This window comes from Salinicoccus luteus DSM 17002, from assembly GCF_000712035.1.
In the GTDB taxonomy this organism is placed as follows: Bacteria; Bacillota; Bacilli; order Staphylococcales; family Salinicoccaceae; genus Salinicoccus; species Salinicoccus luteus.
Map to the genome: position 1 here is coordinate 17996 of NZ_JONV01000011.1, position 19550 is coordinate 37545.

The window sequence follows — 19550 nt, forward strand, 5'->3', positions numbered from 1 at the left end:
TCCACATTGCGTCCTGCAATGGCTCCTAACTCAGGTCACGGAACTCATGTGCGATGCGGTTCAGCGCCTCTTCAAGTACAGACCTTGGGGACGGTACACAGATTCTCTGGAAGTCATTGCCTTCCTCGCCGAACATCTTCCCGTCCTCAAGCAGCACATTGGCCCTGTTGTAGATGCGGTCATGCACTTCCTCCGGTGTGATGCCGTAGCCCGAGAAGTCCATCCACAGCACATATGTGCCCGCCGGACGTTCGACTTTGACCTTCGGCATTTCGCGCGACAGGAAATCGATTACGAAGTCGATGTTGCCATCGATGTACTCCCTGACCTGGTGGAGCCATTCATCCCCTTCCGTGTAGGCGGCGATGAGTGCGGAGACCGTGAATGGACTGGGCAGGCTCATCCCCTGCTCCTCCTGGAACTGCTTCCTCAAGCCTTCATCCGTAATCACCACATTCGTACAGTGCAGTCCGGCGAGGTTGAACGTCTTGTTGATGGCCGTCAGCGTGACGATATGATCCGTATGGGACGCCGCCTTGACGATCGGCGTGAACTTCTCCCCGATGCGGATCAGATCCCCATGGATTTCATCGGCGATGATGGTGACGCCATTTTCACGGCAGATCTCTGAGAGGCGTGCAAGATCATCCTCCCGGAAGATGTTGCCCGTCGGATTGTGCGGATTGCACATGATGAACATCGTCGTATCATCCTCTTTGGCCAGCTTCTCGAAGTCATCGAAATCGATGTGGTAATGCCCCGCTTCGTCCCGCTCCAGCCCATTGTTCTTCACTGTACGGCCATTGCCTTCAATCGCCGAAGTGAATGGCGGATACACCGGCCGCTGGATGATGACGCCATCCCCCTTTTCGGAGAATGCCTTGACCGCAATGTTCAGGGAATGCACCGTACCCGGGGCATATATGATCTCTTCCTTGTTGATTTCCCAGCCATATTTGTCCGAGAACCACTTCTGTATGGCTTCATAGTAGGCGGGGGGCGTAATCGTATAGCCGAAGATCTGATGGTCCACCGTCCGCCTCAGTGCCTCGACGACCGGTTCTGCCACCTGGAAGTCCATATCTGCCGTGAACAGTGGAATCGTATCCTCATCATATCGTTCCGTCAGGCCGAATTCCTTGATCAGTTCCCCGCCATCCCATTTCATGGCATAGGTGTTCCTTCTGTTTATCGGTGTATCGAAATCATATTTCATCATAACCGCTCCTTGTAGATATGTTCATATGGAACAATTATAGACTTTGATGCGGCGAACTTGAAATGATTCAACTTGAAACCCCCTCCAATAGGGAGAGGACCATCCTATACCGCCCTGTCCATGCATGTGACCAGGCGGTCCTCTATATCCTGGGCGAACTGCTTGAGCGCGTCATCATTGACCATTTCAATCAGTGCCGTCGGTTTAGGAAGGCCGATCTTCGTCGTACCTCCGTCTTCATAGACGACGATCTTGCATGGCAGGAAGTAGCCGACCATCTGGTTCTCCTCGAGGACATTCTTCGCTTCCTGGGGATTGCATACTTCAAGGACACGGTATGGCTGATCGAACTCCAGGCCTTTCGATTCCAGCGTCTCCTTGATGTCGAAGTGCCACAGGACACCGAACTTCTCCTCCTTCAGGCTGGCTTCAAGTGATGATACTGCGTCTTCAATCGGCTGATCCGTCTCTACTGTGTAGTGGAACATGCATTCATCTCCTTGTCGAATCTATTTGCATAAGTACTCTACCCGTTAAGGAGGCTGATGATTCATGGAGCCTGCCGGTCGTTCAGCATGCTGTTGGTGATGTTCAATGTACCGATATGTGCCACCCGGTCATACAGTGCACTCAGTTCGCACTCCGAAATGTTCTGTCCATTCTCCACCCACAGCTGGTACATGTTGATCATGCCCGATATATGGTATTCGATGATGTATTCGTACTCCCTTTCTTCCCTGATTCCCAGCTCACGGACGTAATTCATGATGATGTTCCGCACCCGTGCCTTCATCTCGTGCGGGAATTTCGGGTCCCCTTCGGGGCCCAGCAGGATTGCGATGCGGTCGCCATGCTCCCTGATATAGTCGGATACACCGTTCAGCGACTCCTTTATCTTCCCGCCGTTATCCCGTATCTCCTTCAGAGGGTCGAGGATCATGTCCTCTGTCGGCATTACTGTGGCCTTCTGTATTTCCAGCACTTCGTAGACATCGGAGAAGTATGTATAGAATGTTCCTCTGTTGTAGCCCGCAAGGTCCGTAATCTCCTTGACGGTGATTTTTTCCAATGGCTTCTCTATGTAGAGCGACCAGAATGCTTCGAGAAGATTTTTCCTCGTCTCCTCTTTCCGACTTAATTTCGACATATTCATACTCCTTTCCAACACTTCGCAGTGGATTGTATATTGAATCGCATCTATAATTTAACTATTATTAAGTATTATACAACATGTTGTTGGATTAAAACATGCATTTTTCATATTAAATTAGGAGTGAAAATATTTGAAGCTAGCAGATTTTTCAATAAAGAGGCCCAAATTTACAATCGTAGTAATGATCATCCTGATCCTTCTGGGGGCCGTTTCCTTGACCCGCCTCCCGCTCCAGCTTCTGCCGAATGTGCAGCCGCCGGTTGCTGCAGTGGCAACCACCTATCAGGGTGCCGGGCCTGAAGAGGTGATGGAGGATGTCACCGAGCCGCTTGAAGCGGAGCTGTCGACCCTCAGCGGACTGTCGAACATCTCCTCCCAGTCACAGGAGAGTTCGTCCATCATTCTGCTCGAATTCGGCTATGACATGACTATAGACGAAGTCGAAAATGAAATCACACGAACGATCGAGAATGTGAACCTGCCGGACCAGGCGGGGGACCCTTCCTTCCTTGAATTCGACATCACGATGTTCCCGAGCATGACGCTTGCCGTCACATCGGAAAACGAAAGTGTCAGCGAGTTCCAGGGGCAGGTCGATGACCTCATCGGTGAGCTCGAAAACATCAACGGTGTTGCCTCCATCAGTGAAACAGGAAACATCACCGAAGAGATTGCCGTCACCTTGGATACAGAGGCACTCGAGGAGTACCAGATGAGCCAGAGTGATGTGGCCGGAATCATCGAAGCCAACAACATCTCCATCCCGAACGCAACCATCGTCGATGAAGAATCCCAGGAGGCCATATCGACACGTACGGTGAGCAGCATCGATGGTGTGGAAGCCCTCCAGGAACTTGTGCTGGTCGATCTTCCTGAAGATGCCGGCACCATCACACTCGATGATGTGGCCGATGTCGCAATAAATGAACAGGACAACGATGTCATCACACGCCTGAACCAGGACGATGCGATGCAGATTGAAATGAGCCTTGCCTCCGATGCGAATGCATCGACGGTCAACAGTGAGTTCCGTTCCGTCCTTGAAGAACAGCTCGATATGGAAGAGTTTGAAAATCTGACGGTGGAGACGCTGTACGACGAAGGTGAATACATCGATGTCGCCGTCAACAGTGTCTATCTGTCGCTGATCAGCGGGGCCATCCTTGCGATGGTCGTACTGTTTGCCTTCCTGCGCAACCTGAAGTCCCCTCTGATCATCGGAATCGCAATTCCGTTTTCCGTGATCACGACGTTCGCCCTGCTGTACTTCACCGACATCAGCATCAACATGATGACGCTCGGCGGTCTGGCGCTCGGAATCGGGATGCTTGTCGACAACGCAGTCGTCGTCATTGAAAACATATACCGTCATCTGTCCATGGGCAAAACGCCGAGACAGGCTGCAAGTGATGGTGCCAAGGAAGTGGCAGCGGCCATCACCGCCTCTTCCATGACGACAGCTGCCGTCTTCCTGCCGGTCGTGTTCGTCAGCGGGCTGGTTGGACAGCTGTTCACACCGTTTGCCATCACAGTGGTGTTCAGCCTGCTCGCCTCCCTGTTCGTGGCTCTGACTGTCGTACCGATGATCGCCAGCCGGATCCTCAAGGCGCCGGATGAGAACGAAGAGCGGAAGCGCCAGAACAGGTCCTACATGAGAGGGCTCAGGAAGCTCTCCCGATGGACACTCGCCCATCGCATGCTCGTCCTGCTCCTGACCGCGCTCATACTCGTTGTCGGTGCCATCGGCATCTACATCCAGGGCATCGACCTGCTGCCGGAGAGTGATGAGGGTACACTGATGGTTGAGGTCGAAATGCCGCAGGACGCCATCCTTTCCGATACTGAAGAGACCATCAGTCTGATAGAGGACAAACTCGAGGAGTACTCCGAAGTTGATATCTACATGAGCACCATCGGTTCTGCCTCGACGATGAGTCCGGTCGATGAAAGCAATGTCGGAAACGTCATGGCCACACTTGTCGACGCAAGCGAACGCAGTGTAACAACCAATGAGTTCATCCGCGACATTGAAAGCGAAATAGAAAATGTGGACCAGTCTGCAGACATCAGTGTCAATCCGATGTCGCAGGCCGGCACCGGATCGAATCCCAATACACTGACCCTGAATGTGGCGGATGAAAATTCCGACCGCCTGAAGGAATCCGAAGATATCATCATCGAAGCGCTGGAGGATGACAGTGAGATTGAAAGCGTCACATCCAGCCGGGAAAATATGATCGAGGAACTCCAGGTCCGTGTCGACCGTGCGGCTGCCCGTGAGAACGGCCTGCAACCGGCCGAAATCGGCACATCGATCTACGAAGCGACAAACGGCGTTTCCGCCTCCACAGTGGACGAAGGCGACGACTACCTTACGATCAACGTCAAATATCCGGAGAGCGTCCTCTCCAGTGTCGAGGCCTTCCAGGATATCCAGATTGCCAACAGCCAGGGGGAATATGTCTCCGTCGGCGATGTGGCTGAACTTGAAGAGGCGGAAATGCTCCCGCTCATCAACCGTGATGACCAGCGTGAGACGAGCGAACTTACGGTCAGCTATTCTTCCGACATGAGCCTGAATGAAGCAGGCAGTCACGTCGAATCCATCGTTGATGATGCAGACTTCAGCGATGAAACCGAGACTTCAATCGGCGGCGACCTTGAAATGCTGACGGATGCAATGCCTCAGCTCATCCTCGCCATTGCACTTGGAATCATATTCATCTATCTTGTTATGGTGGCACAGTTCGAATCATTCAAGCACCCATTCGTCGTCATCTTCACACTGCCGCTCAGCATCATCGGTGTGATGTTCTCACTGCTCATCACGAACAACCCGCTTAGTCTCATTGCCTTTGTCGGCATCATCCTGCTGCTCGGTATCGTAGTCAACAACTCGATACTGCTCGTCGACTACATCAACCAGCAGAAGGAAAAAGGCATGCCGGTACTTGAAGCGATCGAGAAGAGTGTCCAGGACCGTTTCCGCCCGATCGTCATTACCGCACTGACGACTGCACTCGGGATGCTGCCACTCGCCATCGGTATTGGGGAAGGTGCTGAACTCATCGCTCCGATGGGCATCGTCGTCATCGGCGGTCTCGTCAGCAGTACTCTCCTGACACTGTTCATCATTCCAATCATCTACAGCTACTTCGACAGCGAAACACGCAAGATGAACAAGAAGTACATGACTCCGGAAGGTGAAATCATCACCCAGAAGGAAATCGATGCACAGAAGCGTGAAGAGGAAGCAGCACATTCCGAAAATGAATACGACTATAATTCGGGAGCTGCAGAATCGGAAGCGCCAGACTACGATGCACCGAAAGTGTATGAAGATACACCATCCTCCGAGTCCCGCGATACAGAAAGGGACTACATCGAAGAGATGGAACGGCTGATCGACAAGATGAAGAATGATAGAAGAAAAGAATAGATTGCATAATAAAGAGCCTGTTCTCCAACTTTTGGAGAACAGGCTCTTTTTGGTCTGCCGCATAATTGGGGAATGGCCATGCACGCTCTGCGTGCTGAGGGGCCCTACCGGCCCACTATGCCCATCCTCTGAATCTGACAGCTTCCGACGTCCGCTTGATGCCCACAGTATAGGCCGCAAGCCTCATGTCCATATCACGCGCTTCATGCAGGCGGTATATGGCATCGAATGCCTTTGTCATTTTCTTCTCAAGCAGTTCCTGTATTTCCTCCTCTTCCCAATAGAAGCCCTGTTTGTTCTGGACCCATTCGAAATAGGAGACTGTTACACCACCGGCAGAAGCGAGCACATCGGGAATGATGAGTGTGCCCTTTTCCGTAAGGATGCGGGTTGCTTCTTCCGTCGTCGGCCCGTTGGCTGCTTCACAGATGATATCCGCCTTGATGCGTTCGGCATTCAGTTCGGTGATCTGGTTGGCGATTGCTGCCGGGATGAGGACATCACAATCAACCTCAAGCAGTTCCTCATTCGTGAGGACGCTGACTGACATATGGTCCGCAAGATCGACTTTTTCACGATTATTGATGACGAAATCTATATCAATACCTTCAGGGCTATACAGGGCACGGGAAGATCTCGAGATGCCGACGATCTTTGCTCCTTTGTCATAGAGCATTTTTGATATGTAGCTGCCTGCATTTCCGAATCCCTGTACGACGACCCGTGCCTCCTCGATTGGTATTCCCCTCTTTTCCATCGCCTGCTCGACACATATGACCGCCCCCATTGCGGTAGCTGTTTCACGGCCTTTCGATCCGCCTACTGCAAGCGGCTTGCCTGTAATGAATTCAAATGGATCATCCGAGTTCTTGACGCTGTATTCGTCCATCATCCATGCCATCACCTGAGCATTGGTGTAGACGTCAGGCGCAGGGATGTCCTTTGTCGGCCCTACAATCTGGGAGACGGCCCGTACATAGCCCCTGGCCACCCCTTCGAGCTCCCTCGTACTCATCACTCTCGGATCACAGATGACGCCGCCCTTGCCGCCTCCGTATGGGATGTCCACGATTCCCGCCTTCAATGTCATCCACATGGATAATGCAACCACTTCATCTTCTGTGACATCGGGGTGGAATCTGATACCGCCCTTCGTCGGTCCTGCAGCATCGTTATGCTGGGCGCGGTATCCTGTAAACACTTCTATGGAACCATCGTCCATTTCTACAGGTATGCGGACTTTCAATACTCTGAGCGGCTCCTTGATGAGGTCGTACATTCCTTCGTCATATCCAAGATTATCCAGTGCCTGATGGATGACCTTTTGAGTGGATGTGATGAGATTCGATTTTTCTGTCATGCTTTCCTCTCCTTTTCGCATATCTTTGCTGTCCATTGAATTGAATCTTTTATGTATATTTATGCTGTGATGATGTTCAATTGGGATCATCACAGCATAAATATTCACTCACTTGGACTGCGTATTATTATGAATTTTGAATATATTTAAATATTTATAATAATACATTTACTCGAATAAATCAATAGTATAGCCAGTAGGCATGAAAAAAGGACCGAACAAATGTCCGGTCCTTTTTTCAGTTGATGCTATGCCCAGCCTCTGTAGCGTGCAGCTTCTGCGGTACGTTTGATACCGATGATATATGCAGCAAGACGCATATCAATATGCCGCTTCTCATGGAGGTCATAGATTTCGTTGAATGCTTTCTTAAGCTTGATTTCAAGCTTTTCATTCACTTCTTCTTCATCCCAGTAATAGCCCTGGTTGTTCTGAACCCATTCAAAGTAGGAAACAGTGACGCCGCCTGCGGATGCAAGCACATCCGGAACGATGAGTACACCTTTATCCGTGAGGATTTGGGTCGCTTCTTTGGTCGTCGGACCATTGGCGGCTTCACAGATGATGTCGGCCTTGATGTTGTCCGCATTCTTTTCGGTAATCTGATTGGCGATTGCTGCCGGAATGAGTACATCACAGTCAATATCGAAGAGTTCTTCACCTGCAAGTACATCATCGAAAAGGTTGGTCACCATGCCGAAGCTGTCACGACGGTCAAGAAGGTAGTCGATATCAAGCCCATCCGGATCATGAAGAGCGCCGTTCGCATCCGAGATGCCGACGATCTTCGCTCCCCTATCGGACAGGATTTTCGCCAGGAAGCTTCCTGCATTCCCGAATCCCTGGATGACTACACGTATATCATCCATCTTCTTGTCGCGCTTTTCAAGCGCCTGCTCAAGACAAAGGATGACACCCATCGCTGTAGCACGATCACGGCCCTGGGAGCCCCCAAGGACGAGTGGTTTCCCCGTGATGAAGCCTGGAGAATTGAATTCATCAATGATGCTGTATTCATCCATCATCCATGCCATGATCTGCGAGTTGGTAAAGACATCCGGTGCCGGAATGTCCTTTGTCGGTCCGACAATCTGGGAGATTGAACGTACATAGCCGCGACTCAGACGCTCTACCTCGGCAATGCTCATTTCCCGTGGATCACATACGATCCCACCTTTACCACCGCCATACGGCAAGTCTACAATGCCTGATTTCAAAGTCATCCACATGGATAGTGCGACAACTTCTTCTTCATTGACATCCGGGTGGAAACGCACACCACCCTTTGTTGGTCCAACAGCATCATTGTGCTGCGCACGATAGCCGGTGAACACTTTAACGGAACCGTCATCCATACGCACCGGAATACGTACTTTTAAAAGACGCATCGGTTCTTTGATCAGTTCATACATTCCCTCATCAAACCCGAGTTTGTCCAAAGCCTCATGGATGATTGCTTGTGTGGAAGTGATAAGATTTGATTTCTCTGACATTTTATATCCGCCTCTTTTATGGAACTGTTTTCACTGTTATTGTAACATATTAATTACTATTTGAAAGTGTTATTTGGACAGTACCTGCTTCACTCTCTCAAGCGCCCACTCCAGGTCTTCCTTCGAAATGACAAGAGGTGGTGCAAAACGGATGACTGTGTCATGCGTCTCTTTGCACAGGATGCCAAGCTCTTTCAGCTCCTCACAATATGGACGGGCCGATTCTGTCAGGTCGACGCCGATGAACAGGCCACGGCCTCTGATTTCCTTGATCAGGGGCGTATCGATCTTCTCGAGCTCGGACTTGAAGTATTCTCCAAGTTCATTTGAACGCTGCACAAGCTCTTCATCCAACAATACATCCAGTGCTGCTTCAGAAACTGCACAGGCAAGCGGGTTGCCTCCGAATGTGGAACCATGGGAGCCCGGGTTGAACACACTCAGGACCTCCTTGTCCGCAAGTATGCAGGAGATCGGGAATACGCCGCCTCCGAGTGCTTTACCGAGAATATACATGTCCGGCTTTACATCGTCCCAGTCTGTTGCGAACATTTTACCGGAGCGTCCAAGTCCAGCCTGGATTTCGTCGGCAATGAAGAGGATGTTGTGTTCGTCACACAATTCCCGCACTTCCTTAAGGAAGCCTTCAGGCGGAATATTGATTCCTGCTTCCCCTTGTATCGGTTCGAGCAGTATCGCTGCAGTATTTTCAGAAACGGCCTCCTTGATCTGTTCTATATCACCAAAGTCGACGAGTCTGATGCCTTCGAGCAGTGGGCCATAACCACGGCGGTATTCCGCTTCTGATGAAAGGGATACGGCAGCCAGTGTACGGCCATGGAAGTTCTGGTTCATGGCGATGATTTCAGCCTTGTCGTCCTCTACACCCTTCACATCGTAGGCCCAGCGGCGTGCCGCTTTTATCGCCGTTTCCACCGCTTCTGCCCCTGTGTTCATCGGCAGTGCCATTTCCTTGCCGGAGAGTTTGCACACTTTTTCGTACCAAGGGCCCAGCCTGTCCGAGTGGAAAGCACGGGATGTCAGGGTGAGCTTGTCCGCCTGGTCCTTGAGTGCCTGGATGATTTTCGGGTGCCTGTGCCCCTGGTTGACTGCAGAATATGCACTGAGCATATCCATGTATTTGTTGCCTTCAGGGTCCTTGACCCATACACCTTCCGCCTCCGAGATGACAATCGGCAAAGGATTGTAGTTTGGTGCGCCGTACTGTTCTGTCTGCTTGATGATTTCTTGTGATTTAGTCATTTTACATTCCTTTCTAAAAAACAGCGGGTGGATTCCCGCTGTTTTATTTGTGCTTTTTATTAGTGGTGGAGATTAAAGCTGCTCGGAGCTTGTCTTGCCCTGCATGTGGAGTGTCAGGTAGTCCGGTCCACCCGCTTTGGAGTCTGTACCGGACATCTTGAATCCACCGAATGGCTGATAGCCGACGATTGCCGCTGTACAGCCGCGGTTGAAGTACAGGTTGCCGACATGGAAGTCGCGGCGCGCCTGTTCGATATGGTGACGGTTCTGCGTGATGACCGCACCTGTCAGGCCGTAGTCTGTGGCATTGGCATACTCGATGGCCTGGTCGAAGTCCTTCGCTGTTGCAAAGCCGACGACAGGTCCGAAGATTTCCTCCTGCATCACCACATCATCATGCTTCAGCCCCGAGAATACAGTAGGATAAACGAAGTGGCCCGTTTCATTCTCGGTATTTCCACCTACTTCAAGTTTACCTTCTTCTTTTCCAATTTCAATATACTTTTTGATTTTTTCCAGTGACACGTCGTCGATGACCGGTCCGACATCAACGTTGGATTCCGGATTGCCGACTTTGAGATCCTTCGTTTTTTCAACGACTTTCTCAAGCAGTTCGTCATGGATATCCTCAAGTGCGATGACACGGGAGCAGGCTGAACATTTCTGTCCGCTGAAGCCGAATGCGGAATATACGATCGCCTCTGCTGCAAGTTCCAGATCGGCGTCGGAATCGACGACGATCGTATCCTTGCCGCCCATTTCCGCGATGACGCGCTTCAGGTGTGTCTGGCCTTCCTGGACCACTGCAGCCTTTTCGTAGATCTTCGTACCGACATCACGGGATCCCGTGAATGAGATGAAGCGTGTATCCTTATGTTCGACAAGATAGTCGCCGATATCACGGGAAGAGCCTGGAATGAAGTTTACGACGCCTTTCGGCATCCCCGCTTCTTCAAGCACTTCAACAAATTTATATGCAATGACCGATGTGCGTGAAGAGGGCTTGAGCAATACCGTATTGCCTGTGACCATTGAAGCTGCGGTCGTACCGGCCATGATTGCAAACGCAAAGTTCCATGGGGAGATGACGAGTCCAACACCGAGCGGGATGTAGTGGAACTGGTTGTATTCCCCTGGGCGGGATTCGACATGATCACCGTTTCTGAGTTTGAGATGGTTGCGTCCATAGTACTCGAGGAAGTCGATTGCTTCAGCTGTATCCGCATCGGCCTCCTTCCATGGCTTGCCGCCTTCTTTCACAAGCAGGGCAGTGAATTCGAATTTTCGCTTGCGGATGATTGCCGCTGCCTTGAAAAGTACATCAGAACGGAATTCGAAAGAATACTTTCTCCATGACTCGAACGTCTCAAGTGCCACATCCATTGCCTTTTGGGCGTGCTCCTGATTCGCCTGGGAAAGATTGCCAATTGTTTCCTGTTTATTTGCAGGGTTGTAGGATTCCTTCTTGTCATCAGTCATGACACGTTCTCCGCCGATGATCAACGGGTAATCCTGACCAAGATACCCTTTTACTATATTTAGACCTTCTTCCAGCTTCTTACGGTTTTCGTCTTTCGAAAAATCCGTAAATGGTTCATGTTTGTACGGTATCATTCAGTAAACCTCCTTAAAATATAAATCTCTATGAATAATAATGGACTTTTTATCAGACTTTTTCAAGCTTTTTGATAAAGGCGTCAAAAGCGCTTTCAAAACGTCTGCAAACGTATTCAAACCAACGGATAACTATACGGGCTCAAGCATATGGATGTCCTGTCGGCGATAATTTAAAAGGGTCGTCATGAAAGAGGTATACAGCCTGTCATCCCTGAATTTTTTTAAAAACAAAAAATCTGCAGGAGGACTCCCCCTGCAGATCTACTTATTTCTGGCTGTGCTTCTGTAGTCTGACCAGCTATTTTTCTTTCATGCGTCGTTTCGCCGTCTCTATCCATTCCGGCATCTTTTGTCTAAGGGACTCGAATCCATATTTTTCCGTATCTCTGATCTGATCCAGGACTGAACGCCTGTCCCGTTTTCTCTCCTCATTTTTGAAGTATTCGTTATCCTTCAGGGTGAGATTCAGTTTTCCATTCTTGTCCACGCTGAGCACTTTCGCTTTTACGATCTGCCCTTTGGATAAAAATTGATTGACGTCGTGGACGTAATCGTTCATCACTTCTGAAATATGAATGAGTCCTTCTTGATTATCAGGGGTTTTGACAAAAGCACCATACGGCTGGATACCAGTTACTTTGACCTTCACAAACTGGCCTGTCCGATATTTTTTTGCCACTTGGATTACCCCACTAACTTTCAGTAGTTCATACGCATTAATTATTTTATCATAATAGGAAGGGATTATCTAATCATAGGCAGGATCACAGCAAAAAACCGCATGAAGAGCCTCGGCTCCCCCTGCGGTCATGGTGCTTTATATAATTCAACGATTTCAAGTCCCTTTTCGGCTGTCGGACGGATTTTTTCAAGCGGTATCTCCGTTTCAAAAGAATGGAGGAAAACCTGCTGTATTCCCCGGCTCGCCGATTCGGCATCCCCGGTCCTGTGCAGGACTTCCATGCTGTCATAAATCTCGGCATCATAGTCGAAATCCTCCGCTTCCAGCCCGAGCGGATCCCATTCCTTGAGCAGCCGATAGAGTTCGATATTACCTTCCGGATTCATGGTGCTGTTCCTGTTCAATTCTTTCCATCACCTGCTGCTCAAAACGCTTCATCTTCTCTTCCTGCTTTTCTGAATGCCTCTTTACGAACCGATAGGCGAGATAGGCAAGCAGCATGCACAGGGCGAGCATGAGGAACGCAGGGATGTACTCCGTCTTATCCTCAGGGAAATATAGAAACGGCATCATAATTAATCACTCCCCTTTACTCCATACAGTATAACAAACACCATATATGCATGAATCCTTTATTAATGACTATTTTGTGAGCATTTCTTCATATAGAAAGAGGACACCGCGGGGTGCCCTCCTGCCAATCTATTCCACAACTTCGATCGTCTCGATTTTGACATCCTCAACCGGACGGTCCTGTGCACCGGTTTTGACGTCGGCGATCTTCTCGACGACATCCATGCCATCGATGACATGGCCGAATACGGTATGGCGCTGATCGAGCCATGGTGTACCGCCCTGCTTTTCGTATGCCTCTATGATTTCACCAGGATAACCTGCGCCTTCCAGCTGGCTGAGCATCTGGGAAGGGACTTCCTTGGCCTGGACGATGAAGAACTGGCTGCCGTTTGTGCCTGGGCCAGCATTCGCCATGGACAGTGCACCGTACAGATTGAATGCCTCTGTGGAGAACTCATCCTCGAAGCTTCCGCCATAGATGCTTTCGCCACCCATGCCTGTACCGGTCGGATCGCCCCCCTGGACCATGAAATCCTTGATGATGCGGTGGAAGATCTGGCCGTCATAGTAGCCGTTCTTTGCATGTGTCGTGAAGTTCTCGACCGTCTTTGGTGCGATGTCCTTAAAAAGCTTGACCTTCACATCTCCATGATTCGTGTGGATGACGGCCTGTACTTCGTTACTGCCTACTTCTGTAGTTAACTGTGGGTAAGTCATGTTATGCCTCCTGATTTCATTTATTGCAGATTCAGTGCTTAAAATGTGAAAAATATGTGACATAAAACTGCTTTTTTCCTATTTATACTATACAGATATTTTCACTTTTTTCAAACCCTATACGTTTATTTACCCTATTGGTTACTGTATAATTGCTATATATATTGTGCAAATAAAGGAGGATACACTTTGGCACTGATACACTTAGCGATTTTATTACCTCTGATCGCCGCCATAGCAATCGGCGTCATCTACAGGTATTATAAACGTCTTCACCTGGGCTGGTTCGTTCTGCCGGTCCCCCTCATCATTGTAATCTACCTGCTTACACTTGTACCCAGGGTGAGCAGCAACCAGTTGATTTATGAATCATTGGCAATCATGCCTAGGATCGGCATGAACTTCGATGTATACATAGATGGTCTTGGACTTTTATTTGCCATACTCATTTCCGGCATTGGGGCACTCGTTGTACTCTACTCGATCGGTTACCTGTCCCACAGGGAGGATCTTGGAAGTTTCTATGTCTACCTGCTCATGTTCATGAGTGCCATGCTTGGTGTGGTACTGAATGATAATGTCCTCATGCTCTACCTTTTCTGGGAGCTGACATCGATTTCCAGCTTCCTGCTCATCGCCTTCTGGTTCATGAAGGAGCGATCATTATACGGTGCACAGAAATCCATGCTGATCACAATGGGCGGCGGATTCCTGATGCTCGGCGGTTTCATACTGCTCTATATAATGACCGGCACATTCAGCATCAGGGAGATGCTGAACCAGGTTGCAGCCATCCAGGAGAGCCCTCTGGCACCCCTGGCGGTCGTGCTCATCCTGTTCGGTGCATTCACCAAATCGGCACAGTTCCCATTCTACATCTGGCTGCCGGATGCAATGGAAGCGCCTACTCCGGTAAGTGCCTACCTCCACTCCGCCACCATGGTAAAGGCGGGCATCTACCTCGTGGCGAGACTGACGCCCCTGTTCGCATTTTCGGAACTGTGGGTGTGGATCATACTCCTCGGCGGACTGATCACCATGGCCTGGGCCTCCTTCAATGCGATACGCAAGGATGACCTGAAGGCCGTCCTCGCCTTCTCGACGGTATCCCAGCTCGGACTGATCATGTCACTGCTCGGTCTCGGTGCCCTGAGCGTCGTGACCGGTGCAAATGAGGAATACTTCTCGATTGCCGTGGTCGCGGCAGTCTTCCATCTGATCAACCATGCGACCTTCAAGGGCGCACTCTTCATGGTGACGGGCATCGTCGACCATGAAGCGGGTACGAGAAGTCTGAAGAAGCTCGGCGGCCTGCTTACGGTCATGCCGGTGTCCTTCACTCTGACGCTGATTACAGCGTTATCCATGGCGGGGCTCCCGCCGTTCAACGGCTTCCTTTCGAAGGAACTCTTCCTTGAAGCGATGATCCACGTGGGAGATGCGAACTTCAGCGCACTGGCGGATGTCGCATTCATCTTCCCACTGCTTGCTATTGTAGGCAGCATATTCACCTTCATATATTCCATACTGCTCATATACGGTGTCTTCTTCGGCAAACGGACTTATGATACGCCGAAGGAGCCGCATGAAGCGCCTGCACTGATGCTCATCTCCCCGGCGATCCTGACTGTCCTCGTTCTTGTCTTCGGCTTCTTCCCGAACGTATTGTCAGGAACGATCATCGATTCGGCTGCAATGAGCATCATGGCGTCCGATACGCCGCTCGAGACCCATCTATACATGTGGCATGGGTTCGCCAACCCGGCCCTGTGGGCAACGGTCTTCATAGTGATTACAGGCACCCTGTTGTTCTACTTCAGGGACAAATGGATGTTCATCTACGACTATCATAAGGACCGCTTCACCCTGAACTACCTGTATGACCAGGGGTTGATCTACAGCCGCTTCGGTTCACGGAAAATAACCGATTCGTACATGAGCGGCTTCATCCGCTCCTATCTCGTATATATATTCCTGTTCTTCATCGTGATGGGCATCCTCACGCTGCTGAATACAGGGATACGGATCAGCTTTGATGATATGGCGCCGGTCGGCATACACGAAATGGCCGTCGTGCTCATCATACTGGTGTCGATTGCCGTCATCCTCGGCACGAAGTCGCGCATGGTTTCCATCATCATGCTTGGAGCCATCGGCTTCTCCATGTCGCTGTTCTTCGTATTCTTCAGGGCAGCCGACCTTGCACTGACACAGCTTGCCATCGAAACGGTGACGACTGCGCTCTTCCTGGTCTGCTTCTATCATCTGCCGAAGAACAGCAGACACCAGGAGCGTATGAGATTCAAGCTGACGAACTTTCTCGTCTCCCTCGGGGTGGCGCTCATCGTCATCATCATCGGGCTTACCGCCTATTCGAACCGGCTGTTCGACCGCATCAGCGAGTTCCATATAGAAAATGTATATGAGCTTGCCGCAGGCGGCAACATGGTCAACGTCATACTTGTTGACTTCCGTGGTTTCGATACACTCTTCGAAACACTCGTATTCGGCATCGCAGGCATCGGCATATACAGCCTGATGAAACTCAGATTGAACAGAAAGGATGGGAATAATGAAGAACACGCTGAAGAAAGCCGGATATAATAAAGTTCAGAAACAGATGAACGATGTATTTCTCCAGTTCACTGCGAAATTGGTCTTCTTCATCGTCATCATGTTCTCCTTCAACCTGTTCTTCGCAGGCCACTATACACCGGGCGGCGGATTCGTCGGGGGGCTGCTCGCAGCAGCGGCACTCATCCTCCTTCTGATCGCCTATGACAGGAAGACGCTGGAAAGCATGGTGCCCATCGATTTCAGGTTGGTCATCACGATTGGACTGGTGTTTGCAGCAGGCATACCGACGCTCTCCTTCCTGTTCGGCACACCGTTCTTCACCCACCAGCACACCTATGTGGAGATTCCGGTGTTCGGGGAAGTGGCGCTCCACTCCGCAGTCCTTTTCGACATCGGGGTCTTCCTTACAGTAGCTGCCACTGCCCTCCTCATCATCGTACTTGTAGGGGAGGCGGATGAATAATGGAACTGATCACAATCATATTGAGCGGCATCCTCATCGGCTCTGCCGTATACATGATGCTGTCGAAAAGTGTCTTGAGGATCATCATCGGCACTGCGCTCCTCAGTCATGGGGTCCACCTCATGCTGCTCACAATGGGGCAGCTGAAGCGTGGAAACATCCCGGTGCTCGATGAAGAAGTATCCAACTACTCTGACCCGCTGCCGCAGGCGCTCATCCTGACCGCGATCGTCATTGCCTTTGCACTGACCGCCTATATACTGGTTCTTGCCCTGAGAAGCTATAGGGAGCTTGGTACAGACGACGTTGAACAGATGAAAGGAGTTCCACATGACGACTAACATATTGCCTCTATTGCCAATAATGATTCCATTCTTTGCGGGAATCATCATGTTATTTACAGGGCAGCGGCCATTGGTACATAGGGTGATCGCGACGATAAGCAGTCTGCTCATCATCATCTCTGCCATATGGCTCGTCGTCCTTGTCCATAGGAATGGCACGATTGCAACTTTCCTCGGAGACTGGGCCCCGCCCTTCGGCATCAGTGTCGTCATAGATATGGCGGCAGCGCTTCTGCTCCTTACAACCGCAATCATCACATTGTTTACCGTAATCTATTCCTTCCAGTCCATCGGTGTCGAACGTGAGAAATTCTACTACTATGTCATGGTCATGTTCATGATTTCCGGTGTGAACGGCGCGTTCTCCACCGGGGATATATTCAACATGTTCGTATTCTTCGAGGTCTTCCTGCTCGCTTCCTATGTACTCATCACATTGGGCGGCACGAAGATCCAGCTTCAGGAAGGATTCAAGTATATACTCGTCAACATGATCTCCTCGAACTTCTTCGTTCTTGCTCTCGCCTATCTCTATTCGGTGACAGGTTCACTCAATATGGCGGATATCCACACGAAGCTTGAAGGGTTTGAAGGAGACTACAGCATCATGAGCCTCCTCGCCGTCGTCTTCCTTTTCGTATTTGCAACGAAGGCCGGGGTGTTCCCCCTCTACTTCTGGCTGCCGGGCTCATATTATGCACCCCCGATGCCCGTTCTTGTATTGTTCGGGGCGCTGCTTACGAAAGTCGGCATCTATGCGATTGCCAGAACGTACAGCCTGTTCTTCATAGATAACGTCGAATTCACACACCAGATGCTGCTTCTGCTGGCTCTCGCCACTATCATCATGGGATCCATCGGGGCACTCAGCTATGCGGACATGAAACGCATCATCATCTACAACATACTGATCGCCGTCGGTATCATTCTGGTTGGTGTAGCAATGATGGACAAAGCCGGAATGCTCGGTGCATTCTACTACCTGATCCATGACATGATCATCAAAGCGGCACTATTCATGCTTGTCGGCTTCCTCATCTACCGTACCGGGGAGACGAACGCCGAAAGGCTGGGCGGTCTGATCAAGATCCACCCCATTACAGGCTGGATGTTCTTCATTGCCGCTCTGTCACTTGCAGGAGTGCCGCCACTTCCGGGATTCTACGGCAAGCTGTTCATCGTACAGTCGACGTTCGCCAACGACAACTACATCGCCGGCATCCTCGTGCTCATCTCAAGCCTGGTTGTGCTGTACTCCGTCATCAGGATCTTCATCAGCGCATTCTGGGGCGAGGATATGGACTTCAGCAGGCTGAAGCCGGTCAAGAGCGATAAGCTGCTCTTTGCCTCCATAGCGATGGTGATCGTCTCCGTCGCTTTCGGTCTCGCGGCGGATGCACTCTATCCGATGTTCGAGATGGCAGCGCAATCGTTCTATGATCCAGCCTCTTACTCTAATTATCTGCCGGAGGTGGAATAGATGGCATTACAAATACTGATCAATCTGGCCCTCGCCGCCCTTTGGATGTTCCTGTCCTCGAATTTCAGTGTGGCTTCATTTACTGCCGGGTACCTGCTTGGGATGCTTGCAGTGTATATGCTCAGGAACTTCCTGCCGGGCTCCTTCTATCTCAGAAGGGTCAAAGCAGTTATCGTTCTTGTGATCATCTTCATTTGGCAGATGATCCTGGCCAATATCGACGTGGTGAGGATCGTCCTGCGGCCGAAGATAGATATACGTCCCGGGTTCTTTGCATATCCATGCGACCTTGAAGACGAATGGGCAGTCAGTCTGCTGTCCGCCCTGATCACTTTGACTCCGGGGACTGTCGTAGTAGCCATATCGGATGATCATTCCACACTGTATGTACACGGACTCGATGTTGAAGATTCAGAGACCGAAATCGCCTCGATCAAGGACAGCTTCGAACAGGCGATCAAAGAGGTGAAGAAACCATGAATACTTTCCTTGATATCGTCATCATACTGAGCATCATCATTCTTGCATTCTCAATGGTCGGCATGGTCTACCGCATGGTCAAGGGACCTTCCCTCCACGATAAGATCATGGCCCTCGACGCCTTCGGTGTCATGCTGATGGCGATGATTGCACTGATCGCCATGACGCTCCATACGACCTATCTTCTTGTTGTCATACTGCTCATCGGCATACTGGCCTACATCGCCACGATCGCATTTGCCAAATATCTGGAGAAAGGCGTGATTTTTGAAAATGATAGAGATCATAGTGAGTAGCATCATCGCTTTCTTCATCCTTGCCGGCGCCTTCTTTACAGCCGTCAGTGCCATAGGGGTCATCAGGCTGCCTGATGTCTATTCCCGGATGCACGCTGCTTCGAAGAGCTCAACGCTCGGGGTGATGATGATGATGATCGGCACCTTCCTCTACTTCTGGTACATGGACGGCTATATGGACAGCAAGCTTTTTCTGGCCATCCTGTTCATCTTCATCACTGCCCCGGTATCTGCCCACATGCTTTCACGCAGTGCATTCCATACCGGCGTCACGCCCTACAAGCTTACTGTACTGAATGAACTCAGACGGGACGAGATGGGCGAGTCCGATGACCCGGACGCCCACCCGATAACAATAAAGAACTTCAAGAAATAATGAAAAAAGTGCAGT

At 50.5% G+C, this 19550-nt stretch carries 19 protein-coding genes; 8 read left to right on the forward strand and 11 right to left on the reverse strand.

The annotated features are described in order from the left end of the window. Positions 1-25: 25 nt before the first annotated feature. The 3 genes from BO53_RS0108835 to BO53_RS0108845 form a co-directional block, all read right to left on the reverse strand. Positions 26-1219: a MalY/PatB family protein gene (locus BO53_RS0108835; RefSeq protein ID WP_342665373.1), complete on the reverse strand. Its 1194-nt coding sequence runs from the start codon at positions 1217-1219 to the stop codon at positions 26-28. Between the two features lie 104 nt (positions 1220-1323). Further along, entirely contained in the window at positions 1324-1707 is a 384-nt protein-coding gene (locus BO53_RS0108840; protein WP_031547363.1) for a DUF302 domain-containing protein, read from the reverse strand. Between the two features lie 62 nt (positions 1708-1769). Next, the gene (locus tag BO53_RS0108845) at positions 1770-2366 is read right to left on the reverse strand and encodes a TetR/AcrR family transcriptional regulator (RefSeq protein ID WP_031547365.1); all 597 of its coding nucleotides are present in this window, start codon (positions 2364-2366) and stop codon (positions 1770-1772) included. Between the two features lie 136 nt (positions 2367-2502). On the opposite strand from BO53_RS0108845, the gene BO53_RS0108850 reads away from it, so the two are divergent. Further along, positions 2503-5811 carry an efflux RND transporter permease subunit gene (locus BO53_RS0108850; protein ID WP_031547367.1) on the forward strand — a complete coding sequence of 1103 codons (3309 nt, stop codon included), beginning with the start codon at positions 2503-2505 and terminating at the stop codon, positions 5809-5811. A gap of 115 nt (positions 5812-5926) precedes the next feature. On the opposite strand, the gene BO53_RS0108855 is transcribed toward BO53_RS0108850, so the two are convergent. The 8 genes from BO53_RS0108855 to BO53_RS0108890 form a co-directional block, all read right to left on the reverse strand. Further along, on the reverse strand, positions 5927-7171 hold the full coding sequence (locus BO53_RS0108855; RefSeq protein WP_037342087.1) for a Glu/Leu/Phe/Val family dehydrogenase: 1245 nt from the start codon (positions 7169-7171) through the stop codon (positions 5927-5929). Positions 7172-7419: 248 nt separating this feature from the next. Continuing rightward, complete coding sequence (locus tag BO53_RS0108860; protein ID WP_031547371.1) at positions 7420-8664, reverse strand: Glu/Leu/Phe/Val family dehydrogenase; 1245 nt, start codon at positions 8662-8664, stop codon at positions 7420-7422. Between the two features lie 69 nt (positions 8665-8733). Further along, complete coding sequence (locus tag BO53_RS0108865; RefSeq protein ID WP_031547373.1) at positions 8734-9927, reverse strand: ornithine--oxo-acid transaminase; 1194 nt, start codon at positions 9925-9927, stop codon at positions 8734-8736. A 72-nt stretch (positions 9928-9999) separates the two neighbouring features. After that, positions 10000-11541, reverse strand: a complete 1542-nt coding sequence (gene pruA, locus BO53_RS0108870) for an L-glutamate gamma-semialdehyde dehydrogenase (RefSeq protein ID WP_031547375.1) — start codon at positions 11539-11541, stop codon at positions 10000-10002. A 301-nt stretch (positions 11542-11842) separates the two neighbouring features. After that, positions 11843-12223, reverse strand: a complete 381-nt coding sequence (ygs, locus tag BO53_RS0108875; protein WP_031547377.1) for a S1 domain-containing post-transcriptional regulator Ygs — start codon at positions 12221-12223, stop codon at positions 11843-11845. A 128-nt stretch (positions 12224-12351) separates the two neighbouring features. After that, the gene (locus BO53_RS0108880; protein ID WP_031547378.1) at positions 12352-12612 is read right to left on the reverse strand and encodes a DUF1871 family protein; all 261 of its coding nucleotides are present in this window, start codon (positions 12610-12612) and stop codon (positions 12352-12354) included. After that, entirely contained in the window at positions 12596-12799 is a 204-nt protein-coding gene (locus tag BO53_RS0108885) for a hypothetical protein (protein WP_031547379.1), read from the reverse strand. Before BO53_RS0108885 ends, BO53_RS0108880 begins: the two co-directional genes overlap by 17 nt. A gap of 129 nt (positions 12800-12928) precedes the next feature. Continuing rightward, positions 12929-13519, reverse strand: coding sequence for a peptidylprolyl isomerase (locus tag BO53_RS0108890; protein WP_031547381.1), 591 nt, complete (start codon positions 13517-13519; stop codon positions 12929-12931). Positions 13520-13708: 189 nt separating this feature from the next. Between BO53_RS0108890 and BO53_RS0108895 the strand changes: the two genes are divergently transcribed. From BO53_RS0108895 to mnhG, 7 genes are read left to right on the forward strand one after another with little or no spacing between them, the layout of a single operon-like run. Then, on the forward strand, positions 13709-16123 hold the full coding sequence (locus BO53_RS0108895; protein ID WP_031547382.1) for a Na+/H+ antiporter subunit A: 2415 nt from the start codon (positions 13709-13711) through the stop codon (positions 16121-16123). Beyond that, entirely contained in the window at positions 16092-16559 is a 468-nt protein-coding gene (locus BO53_RS0108900; RefSeq protein WP_031547384.1) for a Na(+)/H(+) antiporter subunit B, read from the forward strand. Before BO53_RS0108895 ends, BO53_RS0108900 begins: the two co-directional genes overlap by 32 nt. Continuing rightward, positions 16559-16900, forward strand: a complete 342-nt coding sequence (locus BO53_RS0108905) for a Na(+)/H(+) antiporter subunit C (protein ID WP_031547385.1) — start codon at positions 16559-16561, stop codon at positions 16898-16900. Before BO53_RS0108900 ends, BO53_RS0108905 begins: the two co-directional genes overlap by 1 nt. Continuing rightward, on the forward strand, positions 16890-18383 hold the full coding sequence (locus BO53_RS0108910; protein ID WP_031547387.1) for a Na+/H+ antiporter subunit D: 1494 nt from the start codon (positions 16890-16892) through the stop codon (positions 18381-18383). The genes BO53_RS0108905 and BO53_RS0108910 overlap by 11 nt, the downstream gene beginning before the upstream one ends. After that, the gene (locus BO53_RS0108915; RefSeq protein ID WP_031547389.1) at positions 18384-18863 is read left to right on the forward strand and encodes a Na+/H+ antiporter subunit E; all 480 of its coding nucleotides are present in this window, start codon (positions 18384-18386) and stop codon (positions 18861-18863) included. It begins immediately after the preceding gene. Further along, positions 18860-19159 carry a Na(+)/H(+) antiporter subunit F1 gene (locus BO53_RS0108920; protein WP_031547391.1) on the forward strand — a complete coding sequence of 100 codons (300 nt, stop codon included), beginning with the start codon at positions 18860-18862 and terminating at the stop codon, positions 19157-19159. Before BO53_RS0108915 ends, BO53_RS0108920 begins: the two co-directional genes overlap by 4 nt. Then, positions 19137-19535 carry a monovalent cation/H(+) antiporter subunit G gene (mnhG, locus tag BO53_RS0108925; RefSeq protein ID WP_051683076.1) on the forward strand — a complete coding sequence of 133 codons (399 nt, stop codon included), beginning with the start codon at positions 19137-19139 and terminating at the stop codon, positions 19533-19535. Before BO53_RS0108920 ends, mnhG begins: the two co-directional genes overlap by 23 nt. Positions 19536-19550: the final 15 nt, after the last annotated feature.